This is a genomic window from Streptococcus oralis SK304 (genome assembly GCF_000287715.1).
In the GTDB taxonomy this organism is placed as follows: Bacteria; Bacillota; Bacilli; order Lactobacillales; family Streptococcaceae; genus Streptococcus; species Streptococcus oralis_Y.
Genome location: NZ_ALJN01000016.1, coordinates 46,436 through 59,608, shown reverse-complemented (window position 1 = coordinate 59,608; position 13,173 = coordinate 46,436). Strand labels below are relative to the sequence as shown.

The 13,173-nt window shown below is 41.0% G+C and carries 7 protein-coding genes and 2 pseudogenes; 1 reads left to right on the top strand and 8 read right to left on the bottom strand.

The genetic code is table 11. The features are described 5' to 3' along the window. Positions 1-27: 27 nt before the first annotated feature. The 4 genes and pseudogenes from glyS to HMPREF1125_RS07170 all read right to left on the bottom strand — a co-directional run bounded on the left by glyS (position 28) and on the right by HMPREF1125_RS07170 (position 9,243). Positions 28-2,064, bottom strand: a complete 2,037-nt coding sequence (gene glyS / locus HMPREF1125_RS07185) for a glycine--tRNA ligase subunit beta (RefSeq protein WP_000164803.1) — start codon at positions 2,062-2,064, stop codon at positions 28-30. A 211-nt stretch (positions 2,065-2,275) separates the two neighbouring features. Continuing rightward, the gene (gene glyQ / locus HMPREF1125_RS07180) at positions 2,276-3,193 is read right to left on the bottom strand and encodes a glycine--tRNA ligase subunit alpha (protein WP_000038733.1); all 918 of its coding nucleotides are present in this window, start codon (positions 3,191-3,193) and stop codon (positions 2,276-2,278) included. A gap of 321 nt (positions 3,194-3,514) precedes the next feature. Further along, the gene (locus HMPREF1125_RS07175; RefSeq protein ID WP_000375927.1) at positions 3,515-8,026 is read right to left on the bottom strand and encodes a S8 family serine peptidase; all 4,512 of its coding nucleotides are present in this window, start codon (positions 8,024-8,026) and stop codon (positions 3,515-3,517) included. 234 nt (positions 8,027-8,260) lie between these two features. Continuing rightward, a pseudogene (locus HMPREF1125_RS07170) lies at positions 8,261-9,243 on the bottom strand (IS30 family transposase). Between the two features lie 129 nt (positions 9,244-9,372). Here HMPREF1125_RS07170 and HMPREF1125_RS07160 point away from each other — a divergent pair. Next, positions 9,373-10,502: pseudogene (locus HMPREF1125_RS07160) on the top strand (IS3 family transposase). A 249-nt stretch (positions 10,503-10,751) separates the two neighbouring features. On the opposite strand, the gene rpsR reads toward HMPREF1125_RS07160, so the two are convergent. The 4 genes from rpsR to HMPREF1125_RS07140 all read right to left on the bottom strand — a co-directional run bounded on the left by rpsR (position 10,752) and on the right by HMPREF1125_RS07140 (position 13,136). Next, on the bottom strand, positions 10,752-10,991 hold the full coding sequence (gene rpsR / locus HMPREF1125_RS07155; protein ID WP_000068664.1) for a 30S ribosomal protein S18: 240 nt from the start codon (positions 10,989-10,991) through the stop codon (positions 10,752-10,754). A 31-nt stretch (positions 10,992-11,022) separates the two neighbouring features. Then, positions 11,023-11,493: a single-stranded DNA-binding protein SsbA gene (ssbA, locus tag HMPREF1125_RS07150; RefSeq protein ID WP_000609592.1), complete on the bottom strand. Its 471-nt coding sequence runs from the start codon at positions 11,491-11,493 to the stop codon at positions 11,023-11,025. An 11-nt stretch (positions 11,494-11,504) separates the two neighbouring features. Continuing rightward, positions 11,505-11,795, bottom strand: coding sequence for a 30S ribosomal protein S6 (gene rpsF, locus HMPREF1125_RS07145; protein ID WP_001151782.1), 291 nt, complete (start codon positions 11,793-11,795; stop codon positions 11,505-11,507). A 135-nt stretch (positions 11,796-11,930) separates the two neighbouring features. Continuing rightward, positions 11,931-13,136 (bottom strand): MFS transporter, encoded by a 1,206-nt coding sequence (locus HMPREF1125_RS07140; RefSeq protein ID WP_000476805.1) that lies wholly within the window; start codon positions 13,134-13,136, stop codon positions 11,931-11,933. Positions 13,137-13,173 lie beyond the last annotated feature (37 nt).

Sequence of the window (13,173 nt, the reverse complement as noted above, 5' to 3'; positions counted from 1 at the left end):
AAAGATACAGTTTGTTTAATAGAGAGTCTACTTGGTATTGATTTGGTTAAAGCGTGCAAGCTTAGCTGCTTTCTTGGTTAATTGCGACAAGATGGCCAATCGATTTTGACGAATATCTTGATCATCGGTCATTACCATAGTATTCTCAAAGAAAGCATCAATAATTGGGCTAAGCGCAAAGAGTTGTTCTAATTGCTGACTTGCAGTCCCTGATAAAACGAGTGACTCTACTGCTTCCGCCAAGGCTTTCTCTTCTTCATTTTCAAAAAGAGCAAAATCAACTGTTTCAGATCCTTCCGCTTTCTCAGCCAAATTAAAAGCACGAGAGAGAGATTCGACAGACGGTTTGAAGTTTTCTTCCTTGCTTGCTTCTACAAGAGCACTTGCTGCTTCCAACATATCCGCCACGACAAAGTTCGAACTTGCAAGGACTGCTTCCTTAATGTCTTTTGGAGTTGAACCCATCATCTTATCAACACGAGCCTTGATAAAGTCCATGACCTCCGCTTTATTTTCATAAGTCAAGCTATCAAATTTCAAAGCATAAAGGCTATCAATCAACTCATCCATAGCAATGTGCCAACCAAAAGCATCCAAGATACGAACTACACCCTGAGTTGCACGACGAAGGGCATAAGGGTCATTAGAACCTGATGGAATCAAGCCTACTGAGAAGAAACTCAAAATCGTATCCAATTTGTCTGCAATGGCTAGAATGGCTCCAATCTTGCTCTCTGGGAGAGCTCCGTCCGCTGATGTAGGCATGTAGTGTTCACGAATAGCGGCCGCAACTGCTGGAGTTTCCCCAGCAAGAAGAGCATATTTCTCACCCATAATTCCTTGGAGTTCATCAAACTCACCAACCATCCCTGTCAACAAGTCAAACTTGTAAATGGATGCTGCGCGGGCAAGATCAATCGTTTCATCCACTGATAAACCAGCTTTTTCCGCCAAAAGGACGGCAATCTGACCTGTACGAATCATGTGTTCACGAAGGGAACCAATCTTTTCATGGAATGTCACATGGTTCAATTTTTCAACAAGGTCAGAAATGACCAATTTTTGGTCTTCACGCCAGAAGAATTCACCGTCTTCCAAGCGGGCAACCAAGACTTTTTCATTACCCTTGATGACATTTTCCAAATACTCTGCATTTCCGTTACGGACTGAAATGAAGTTTGGTAAGAGTTTACCGTCTTGATCACGAACAACGAAGTAACGTTGGTGCTCCTTCATCGAAGTCACCAAGACTTCTTCTGGAACTTCAAGGTATTTGGCATCAAAACTTCCCATAAAGGCAGTTGGGTATTCAACCAAGTTCAAGACTTCGTTCAGTAAGTCAGCATCAATTTCGATGCGTACGCCTTGTTCAGCTTCGATTGCTTTGATTTGATCAACAATCATTTGCTCACGTTCACGAGGATCCGCAATTACAAATTGTTTACGAAGGTCTTCTTCATAGCTCAATGCTGACTGAATCTTAGTTTCTTGTCCCAAGAAACGATGGCCGCGACTCACACGACCGCCCTTGATATCAAGGAAATCCAAATCAAACTCTTGCTCGTCCAAGAGAACTGTCAAAGTGTGTACAGGGCGGATATATTCAAAAGTGTTGTTAGCCCAGTGCATGCTGACAGGGAAAGTTAGTGACTTCAAGACGTCTACTACACATGGAACAATGGATTCAACTGGTTGGCCCACTTCTTCCTTGGTAACATAGACATATTCTTCACCCTTGATTTCACGGAATTCAATATCTTCAACTGTCAAGCCTTTTCCACGGACAAATCCTTGAGCTGCTTTGGTGAAGTTTCCATCACTATCCAAGGCAATTTTCTTTGCTGGTCCCTTGAAATCTTCTGTCAAATCAGACTGTTTGTCTGCAAGACCAGTCACACGAACAGCCAAACGGCGTGGTGTTGAGAAGGTTTGAATGGCTTCAAAAGACAGGCGGTTTTCCTTGAGGAAGGCTGCCATTTTTTCACCTAGTTGTTTTTCACTTGGAGTTACTACGTAGGCTGGTAACTCTTGAAGACCGAGTTCTACTAATAAGTTTTTTGTCATGTTTTTTCTCCGAAAGGTATCTTTTTATTTTCCAGTTTGCCTTATGTGATTGGTACGCAAGCAACCAACTTCGTTGTTTCATTGCTAAAATTGGAGTCGAAAGTCTCCAATTTTGCCTAGTATCCTTAGCTTCACTAAGGATACCTTCATCACTGCGGCAACTGGATCAGGGCTCACTCCGTTCGCCCATTTTCGTAATTTGTCACTCTCTTTATTCTGCGTCTTCTGCTAAGAGTTTAGCTCGTGTCGCCTCATCCAAAAGTGGGTAGCCTAGGCGTTTGCGTTCCGCAACAAAGGTTTTAGCTACGACACGGGCCAAGTTACGGATACGAGCGATATAGCCCGCACGCTCGGTTACAGATACGGCACCACGCGCGTCAAGCAGGTTAAAAGTGTGTGAACATTTGAGAACATAGTCATAGGCAGGATGAACCAAGCCCTCTTCCAAGGCACGACCAGCTTCCTTTTCAAACTTATCAAAGTTTTCAAGCAACATTTCTTGATCCGAAATTTCAAATGAATATTTTGAGTGCTCGTACTCAGGCTGGATGAAGATTTCTCCATATTTTACGCCATCGGCCCACTCGATATCATAGACAGAGTCCACTTCTTGAATGTAAGAAGCCAAACGTTCCAAACCATAGGTAACTTCCGCAGTCACAGGGCCAGTTGCCAATCCACCAACTTGTTGGAAATAAGTGAACTGAGTGATTTCCATCCCATCAAGCCAAACTTCCCATCCAAGACCAGCTGAACCAGTCGATGGATTTTCCCAGTTATCCTCAACGAAACGAATATCGTGTTCCAAAGGATTGATTCCCAATTTTTCCAAAGACTCAAGGTAAAGTTCCTGAATATTTGATGGAGATGGCTTCATAACCACCTGGAATTGGTGGTGTTGGTAAAGACGGTTAGGATTTTCTCCATAACGACCGTCAGCAGGACGGCGTGATGGCTCCACATAAGCCGCATTCCATGGCTCAGGACCGATAGCACGAAGGAAAGTGTAAGGACTCATTGTTCCCGCACCTTTTTCATTATCATAAGCCTGCATAAGCATACAACCTTGGTCATTCCAAAATTGTTGCAAAGTAAGGATGATTTCCTGGAAAGTCAATTTTTTAGACATTATTTACTCCTTTTTATAAATTCTTGTGACTTTGGATACAAAAAGAACCGTGTCTTTACTCCTAAGTCTGTGACCTAGGGGCGTCAGAAACGCGGTTCCACCCTAATTTATTACTTCATTGTTTTTTAAAATACGACAGAAAGCGCCAGTTTCTTACCTTGTCCTACTTGGCTCCCACTATCCCAAGCTCGCTTGAAGAACGCCATAAGACTTTCTTTCCTAGCTAGTATTATAGCAGATTTCCTAGCTAGTGTAAACCAAAAATGAGTCTGAAAACAAAGTTTCAGACTCATTTATCAGTAAAGCTTCAGAAACTCCTGTTTAAGGATGTCTTCTTGCTTTTGGTTTTTTGCCATGCAGATTTCTCTTGGCTTGTTTCAAGACTGTAATGGCATCTTTGACATCTTCTTGGCTCGCTCCTGGATCATTAAGGAGTTCCTGAGCTTCTTTAAAGGCTAAAAGATAAGCTGCTTTTTCTTTCTTGTCTGCATAGATAAATCTCGCATTCTTTTCTTGGAAAAGACGTTCATCCTTGACCAGTTTCTTCAGACTAGAGAAGTCAGTAGCTTTGCCATTCAGTTTACTTTTAGCTGTTGCAAGGGCAATGAGAGATTGGTCAATTTGATCCTGTTTGACTTTAGGATCCACAGCAAGTAAGGCGATTTCTTGGAAGGCACGATCATAAGCTCGACGTACTTTTTCCTTGGAATTAGCATATCGTCCAGTTTTAGTCGTTGCATAGTAAGCTTTCATGGCTTCTTTCAAGGCTGCCACGTTCGAATCTTTTCCATCCAAAGCCTTACCAGCAGCTTCAAGACTAGCGAGAACTCCATCAATCAATTCTTGCTTCAACTTACTTGACAAGGCTGACCTCGCCACTTGGAAAGCTTGGTCATAAGCTTTTCTCTTATCTGCACTACTATTAAAGTAACGAGACGTTTCTACCAGTTCTTTTTGTTGATTTACCGCAGCAATCAAGGCCAACTTAGACACAACAGATAGGCGCAAAGCATTATTTCGACCTGGATGAACGAGCAAGGAAACGAGATTTTCAAGGAGTTCATATCCAGTCGGTAAGCCGATCTCTACAGTATAACGACCTATAGCAACTTTCTTACCGAAGGCGTATTGACCGTATTTTTCAGCAGGAAGAGTGATACTTGTCCCATCTTCTCCTTTCAGAACTACTGTAGTTGTCTTTGGAACTGCTTGATTGAAGGAAACAGATACTGGTGCATACTCTAGGAGTTTTGCTAGGAAGGTAATGGTTTGGAAACTATTTTCTTCCGTCAGGTCAAACTCTTGGGACAAGGCACTGATAAATTTCAATTCTGTTCGGTCATAACTGAAAATTTCTGCTGTATAATGACCAAATTGTAAGAAATGAATCGCTTTTGTCTTGTCAACATCAACATATTGCCCCTTGCTATTTTTGATTCGATAGACGTAGAGGGTATCAATATCCTGGTTTGTTTTTGCATCCTTCAAGGCAATTTTCACTCGACCACTATTTTGATCGCGCACAAGTTCAGCAAGTGAGATATAGTCTACATTTCCTGCATAGTCCTCTACAAGATAGTAAATATTAGCCTTGTCAACATCCTTAGGAAGTGTATAACTACCGTCAGCATTGGCCTTAATCAGATGGGTGTTCTCAAGCGCACGCGTTCCAGACTGGTCCTTTCCAGTTAGAACCATGGTCCCTTTCTTGTCAAATGGTGTGATATAGAAAACTTTTTCTGAAAGAATACCACCTTGACCAACATCTTTTGGTTTGCGAGCTACGAATTCTTGATTTCCATCTTTAAAGCGAATATAACCGCTCGTGATGACAGGTTTTTGAGTATCAATTTGAATTTTAAAGGTCGTGTATTGTTCTTTGGCACCTGGAACGTCTGGTGTATAACTGATAACATAGTCATATAAACCATCCGCTACGGTATTGCCATTAAAATCCTGACCTCTCCAAGCAGTATTATCTAGAATATAACTCTTCAGATTTCTACTGTCTCCATCAAAATAATTCTTACGGAGATCCTTTGCATCGCCCTCCCAAATAGGATGTTCATGTTTGGTATCCGTAGCCGCATAAACTGTAGCCCGAAGATTTACAAGATTTCTCAAAGCAACCGTTTTGTATTCAACTAGGTCTTTGTTTCCATCATCGTTTGGAGAAATAGCAATACGGACATTCCCTTTTTCGTCCAACTGAAGAACATGCTTACCTTCAGCATTTTGTTCGATTCCAAGAACGGTAATTCTGCGTCCTTGGCGTTGGCCTTGAGAAACAAGAAGGTCATTTTGCAAGGTTGCTAGATAGGTCGCATCATTAGAGTAGTTAACTGCAGGATTTTCCTTGTCTACTTCTGTGTAAAATCCATTTTTTCCTTCTCGGACAAGATTGTAAATTGGTTTTTCGACAGCGGGGAGATTTTGGAACTCTCCACGGAAGCCCATAAATGCAAGACTCACAATATCCCCATCATCTGCTGGATCTACAAATCGAACAAAACCTTCAAGGAAATAGCCATTTGGCATTTGTTTGCTGAGTTCAGCAGCAAATTTTCGAACATCCACTTTAACAGTGACTGTTTGACTGCTGTGGGCTTTGACCGTCACTTCAGGCCAGACTGTCTCCGTTAGTTTTCGAGGTCGAAGGGGGAATTTTCCATCCTGGACTTCGTCTGTATTGGTATTCACTACCATCTTGAGAGTACGGTCAGTATCTGAAATATTGTGTACAGTGACCTTAAAAGTAAATTGATCTCCCACATTTCCTAAAGTCACACTTGGATAACCATTTTCACCCGTTACATAGAGATCTGTTGACACTGCAGCAGCTGTATCCACAATACCAGAACCCTGCTGACGAGGAGAGGTATAAGTGCCTGTATCCTTATTAACATGTGGTTTTGCAGTTGACATGATCAAGGCCTTGACAGTCTCTGATACTTGCTCAGGAGTCAATTCTGGATGGTGTTTTTGAAGGTATTCCTTAACCAGAACTGCAACACCCGTAACGTGAGGAGCCGCCATACTGGTTCCGCTGATACTACCGTAGGTATTGTCATTAAAGGATGAGTAGATATTGCCGCCAGGAGCTGTCACGTCTGGTTTCAATTGTCCATCAGTAGTCACTCCCCAACTTGAAAAGTCAGATAACTGATTGGCTACATCAGAAGGGCGATTATCCATCTTGTCATTAAAAACAATCTTATATTTTCCTGATTTTAAGGCTTCACCATACTGTTTAGAAATAAATACAGAAGGAATTTTCTTTGCTTCATCATCAATAGACATATTGATGTTTGCGCCTTCTACATTATTGTAGATCAAAGCACCAACTGCACCGTGTTTTCGTGCATTTTTGATCTTCTCTGAAAAGTTCATGGCTCCACGCTGAATGAGGGCAAGTTTCCCAGTTAAATCCAACTTCGCAAAGTCTTCTTCACGACCTAACCCTGCTTCGACGTATTCGTACTCTTTTCCCTTTTCAAAATCCTTATCTGACTCAGGTTGATTATAATCAAATTTTCCGTTATGAAGGCCGGCATTTCCCTCTAGACCTTTGACTTCAAAAACCGCTGTTGTCAATGTTTTGTTGTTGACAGAAGCAACTGAAATTGAGTCTTCAACAGTGGATGGATTTCCAACCAAGCCATAGTCTGGGTTTTCGGCTAGCGGTTTTGAATAACCATTTCCGAATGTATTGCTATTTCCTGCTGAGATAAGAACAGAAACTCCCTTGGCACGAGCCCGTTTGATGGCATCCACGATATCGGAACCAGCATCCACCATAGAACCTGTGCTAGATCCCAAACTCATATTAATGGCATCTGCTCCCAAGGCAACTGCGTCATCAATCGCCTTTACATAAAGGGCAGAACTGGTCGTTTTTTGGCGGTCTGAAAAGACACGCATAAACATAACTTGAGCTTCTGGCGCCACACCATAGACCTTTTCACCATTTGGTGCTTCTTTATCAGGGTTTCCAGCAGCAATCCCTGTTACGTGCATCCCATGAGAAGTTCTTTCTGCTTCTTTGATTTTATCCGTTCCGTCAAAGTAATCATAGGCATAGACAACCTTATCACTATACCATTTACCGTAGTCGATTCCAGCAGCCTTTTTAGCTGCTTCGATGGCTTCCTTGTTTTTAAATTTTGCTTTTGATGGATCCGAAATTCGAAGAACCTCATGATTCAAATCAAGTCCAGAGTCAATAATGGCAACAACGGTCCCTGTTCCCTTGTAACCAGCCTTCCAAGTTTTCGGCACTGTGATGATATCATTGCTTGAAAGACTATTGGGTTTTGCAGACTCAGCTTTTTCTTGTTCTTTTTCAGTAGTTGCTGTTTGTCCAGTAGTTTTAAGAACTGTCGTTGCTTGAGCCTCTTTGTTCTCTATGTTAGAAGCCTTCTCAGTGGCAGGCGCTGGACTGGTAGCGACTGTTGTTTCTTTTTGGACGACACCTTGATTTTCTTCTTTTGCAACTGCGCTATCTTTTCCTGATTCTTGAGATTCGACAGTTTTATCAACTGGGGCTTCTACCCTAGCATCTTGTTTACTAGCATCCTCTTTAGAAGTTTCAACTTCCTGTTTCTCTCCAGCTACTGGAGCTATCACATTAGTATTGGTTTGGTCAGTTGAAGAGCTTGAGTGTTTATCGTCTTTTAGCCCTGTCTTGATTTCCTGAGTTTGAGCTTGATTTTCACCTGTACTCTGCTCATTGGCATTAACTTGACTTGCTCCAAAAACCAAAGCAGTCCCCAGCAAAACTGAAGCAAGACCAAATTTGTATTTCCGTAATGAAAAACGTTGTCGTCTATCCATAAATAATCTCCTTTTTCTTTAAAGTATACCCATTATAACGCAAATAATCAAAAATTTTCATAAAAATCTGAATTGTCACAAAAATGTAATATTTGCGTATGTAATGTTCTTATTTAGTTTTATTGTTCGTGTTATTTGCTATATCAAACCGATATTTTCTGGATTCATTCATTTATTTCAACTTCTGAAACTATTTTATTATACAAATAATTTGGATTTTTCTACCTTGAATTATCAAATTAAGTGCACATTTTCTTCATAGAAGACTTCATAAGGAGTTTTCCAGTTAAGACATTTGCGTGGCCTATTATTAAGTTTGTTCTCCCACAGCTGAATGGTGTGCTCATCAACGAATGTTAAATCACTTCCTTTTGGAAAATATTCTCTTAGTAGCCCATTCGTATTCTCATTAGTCACTAGTTGCCAAGGTGCATGAGGGTCAGGAAAATAGGCCTATACCTTTAATTTGTCAGCCAAGTCTTGATGATTCGTGAATTCTTTTCCTCTATCTGGAGTGACGGTTTCTTCCGGTAAGGGCTCCAACATTTGTACCATAGCCTCTATGACAAGTTTGCTTTTCTTGACAGCTACCTTCTGAATTTTTAGAAAACGAGAATAGCGATCCGTTAGAGTCACTAAGCAAGCTTTTCCAGTTTTACCTGTAACCGTATCTACTTCCCAATCACCGACCCTAGCTCGCTTGTTTGCTTCTTCGGGTTTTTCGTGAATGGTATGAGAAATAGAAATTCGCCCTCTTTTTCGACATAACCTTTTGTATGACGTGTTTTCCCACGATGGCGGAGCTTGCGAAGGACACCACGAGCACCATGTGAAAGCCTGTTGTCAAAGTGACCGCGATAGATGGCTCTATAGATTGTTTGATAACTAATAACAGCTTTTCCATACTCTAATCGTAACCGACCTTCTATTTCTTAAGGATGCCATTGATAATCGAGAAATAGATGTTTGATGGTATTACTCAAATTGTGGTCTATTTCAAGCATCCGTTTCCGCCCACAGTGTGATTTAGCAATATGGTAAGATTCCTGTGCTTGATTGGGAGAATAACTTCCTGATTTTGTATGTCGTTTCCACTCGCAACTAATACTAGACGGATGACGATGAAGCAACTTAGCAATTTGAGAAAAATTTAGGCCTTGCATACGGTAAATGAGAATACTCTCACGCTCATCTATGGTAAAATGATGGTAGCTCATAAGATTTCCTTTCGTAACTAGTTCGTTCAATTCTATTTTACTAGAAAATCGGCACTACCCCCGTAAAATGAGACACAAGAAAAACACTCCTGTTGAAATCTGGTAAACTAGAAACAGGAGTGTTTTGTTATGGTCAAAAAAGCCTATTCAGTAGAAACTAAGTTAGCCTGTATCGAAATGAAGAAGATAGGTAAATCAAATAAGGTTATCATGGATACCCTCGGTATTAAAAATGTCAGTCAGGTGAAGACTTGGTGGAGATGGTATCAGAATGATGAATTGTACCGTTTCTACCAACCTGTGGGGAAACAATATACTTACGGTAAAGGGATGAAACAGTTATCTGAAGTCGAACAGTTACGTTTGCAGGTAGAATTACTAAAAAAGTATCTGATCTTGGTAAGAGAATCGACAAAGTAAGTCTTATCAAGCTAGTGGAAGAGTATCAGAAAACCTACCCTGTATCTCTTATTTTAGAGTATTTCAGCGTCAAACGCTCAACCTTTTATCGCTGGAAACAGGAGCGTAAGAATTCTCAAAAAAGAGACGAAATAGCAGATAAAATCGAAAAACTCTGTATGGAAAATCACTTTATTTACGGCTATCGAATCATCACTCGCTTGCTCAAGAAAGTTTATAACCTCGTCGTAAATCGCAAGAAAATCTATCGTATCATGAAGGAAAAAGGCTGTCTCTGCCGTGTACGGCCCAAGAAGGGGACTGAATTAGGAAAGCCTTACCATGTAACAAACAATAAGTTGGATCGTGATTTTCAGGCAGACAAGCCTATGGAGAAGCTGGTAACGGATATCTCCTACCTCTACTTTGGCAACTGTAGGCTCTATCTATCCTCTATCATGGAACTCTATAATCGTGAAATTGTGGCTTATACCATCTCAGATTGCCAGGATACGGATTTTGTGCTTGACACGCTTCATCAACTCGAATTACCTCAAAGGACACTCTTACACAGTGATCAGGGGGTCTGTCTACACCTCCAAAGCATACTATCAGGCTTGTACTGAAAAAGGCATCACCCGCTCCATGTCCCGTAAAGGAACGCCAGCAGCTAATGCCTATATCGAATGATTCCATTTTGTTCTCAAGTCTGAAACCTTCTATCTCCATAAGTGGAGAAACTTAACCAAAGATAGTATAACAGATATTGTCAAAAATTACATCCTATTTATAATGAAACTAGAATTCAACAGAAATTAAATGACCAGTCTCCTGTAGAGTACAGAAAACTGGTCGCATAAGAGGAGTTTTCTCTTGTCCCAGTACGGAGTGCAGTGCCGGTTTTTTTCGCTCTCTCATTTCCATGCTCGTAAAAAAAGACCCGTAAGGGTCTTAATTCGCTTTCTTGTTTCCGAGCTCATGAAAAAGAGGTCCACTGGACCCAACTCGCTCCCTCGTTTCAAAGCTCGTGAAAAAAAGACCCGTTGGGGTCTTAATTCGCTTTCTAGTTTTCAAGCTCATGAAAAAGAGGTCCACCCGGACCCCTTTTTTTAATCTTCGTTTACGAAAGGCATCAAAGCCATTACGCGAGCGCGTTTGATAGCTGTTGTTACTTTACGTTGGTTTTTAGCTGAAGTTCCTGTTACACGACGAGGAAGGATTTTCCCACGTTCTGAAACGAAACGGCTAAGAAGCTCAGTATCTTTGTAATCAACATATTCAATTTTGTTTGCTGCGATGTAATCAACTTTTTTACGGCGTTTGAATCCGCCACGACGTTGTTGAGCCATGTTTTTTCTCCTTTATAGTATTAATTGTCCATTAGAATGGTAAATCATCATCTGAAATGTCCAATGGATTTGTTGCTCCAAATGGATTTTCAGAACGTGAAAAGTCTGGTACTGGGTTTGCAGGTGCTGATTGACCAGCAGTTGGTGCAGAATAAGCTCCACCTGAATGTCCTTCACGCACTCCGCGGCTTTCCAACATTTGGAAATTATCCGCCACGACTTCTGTTACGTAGACACGTTGTCCTTGCTGGTTATCGTAACTACGAGTCTGGATACGACCAGTGATCCCGATAAGAGAGCCTTTTTTAGCCCAGTTAGCAAGATTTTCAGCCTGTTGGCGCCACATAACGACATTGATGAAATCAGCCTCACGTTCGCCATTTTGACTCTTGAATGTACGGTTTACTGCAAGAGTAAAAGTCGCAACTGCTACATTTGATGGGGTATAACGCAACTCAGCGTCACGTGTCATACGCCCTACAAGTACAACATTGTTAATCATAATTTACCTTCTTACGCGTCAAGTTTGACGATCATGTGACGAAGAATGTCAGCGTTGATTTTTGAAAGACGGTCAAACTCTTTAAGAGCTGCGTCGTCGTTAGCTTCAACGTTAACGATGTGGTAAAGTCCTTCGCGGAAATCTTGGATTTCGTATGCAAGACGACGTTTTTCCCATGATTTTGATTCAACAACAGTTGCACCGTTGTCAGTCAAGATAGAGTCAAAACGTGCTACCAAAGCGTTTTTCGCTTCTTCTTCAATGTTTGGACGAATGATATAAAGAATTTCGTATTTAGCCATTGATATGTTCCTCCTTTTGGTCTAATGACCCCCAGTCTTTGCAAGGGGTAAGTGAGGTTTGCTCACAATAAACCATTATACTAGAAAAACTGATAGATAGCAAGTAAAAAAGATAAAAGTGAAAAAATAACTTTATTACTTAGAAATAACGTCCTCTTTGAGCTCCAAAGCTCTGGCCATCTCTTTCAAAATGAAAAATAGCAAAAAGCTGGCTAGCACTAAAACGAGCCCTAAGCAAAGGAAGGCTACTACAAATCCTAGATAGTCAATCAACCATCCCGTCAGAGGAAAAATGATGATCATACTTAGGCTGAACATCATAGAGTAGACACTTAGCATGGTTGCCCGTACCTCGCTTGGGAGTCGCTTTTGTAAATCATTATCAAAAATCGGCTGAAAGAGAGCATATAAGGCGTTACTGAGCCAATAAATCAAAATGTAAATCAGTGGCGTACCAAAATAGGAAAGCAAATAAGTTCCTCCCGTCAAGAGTACAAGAATTGGAAAGAGTTTTAAGGCTGAATACCTCTTTCCAATCTTACTTGCTAGATAAACTGCACAGATATTCAAAACACTGCCGATCAGCATGACTATCGAAATCTGCCACCCTTCTAAGTCAGGCAGTTGATTTTGATAGTAAAAATAAAACATGCACATCAGTGTCCCGATGATTTGGGAAAGAATCATCCAACTAAAAAGACTGGGGTTTCTCCGCAACTCCTCTTTGACAGTCCAGATTATTTTTTTCATTGTCAGACGCTCAGATTTTTGTGCTTTAACACTAGGCTCTTTTAGCATCCAAGTTAGGAAAAGAACGATTATCGAAGTAACAATCATGATATAGTAGGTCAAGTGCAATTGACCATGGACAAAAAATCCCGCTAAAACAGTCCCCAAAGACCGAGTTCCTTCTGCTACTCCTGACGTAAAACTGGAGATAGACAAGTAGCGCTCTTTTAATCCAGCCTCCACGGCCGAATCATAAACCATAGCTGCACTCGTCCCCGAATCAAAATTATAAGACAAGGCACTCACCACCATAGCGAGTGCGTAAATCCAAAAATTACCTTGTCCTAGTAACATGAGAATAGACGACGCGATTCCAGCTATTCGACTTAAATATAGATTGGTTTTATAGGAATAGCGGTCAGCTAACATTCCAGAGGGAATTTCACAGATGACACTGGTGGCATGAAAAATACTTTCCAATAAGCCAATCTGCCAAAGCGACATCCCGTTTTGACTGAGAAATAGAATCCAAAAGCTGGTAATGCCCAGAAAGGCAAAAAATTCCACACCAGCCATGAGACCGATATTCTTCCGGTAATTTCGTTTAAACATAGTTTCTCCTTTAACAAGTGTATTTGTATCTTTGTGT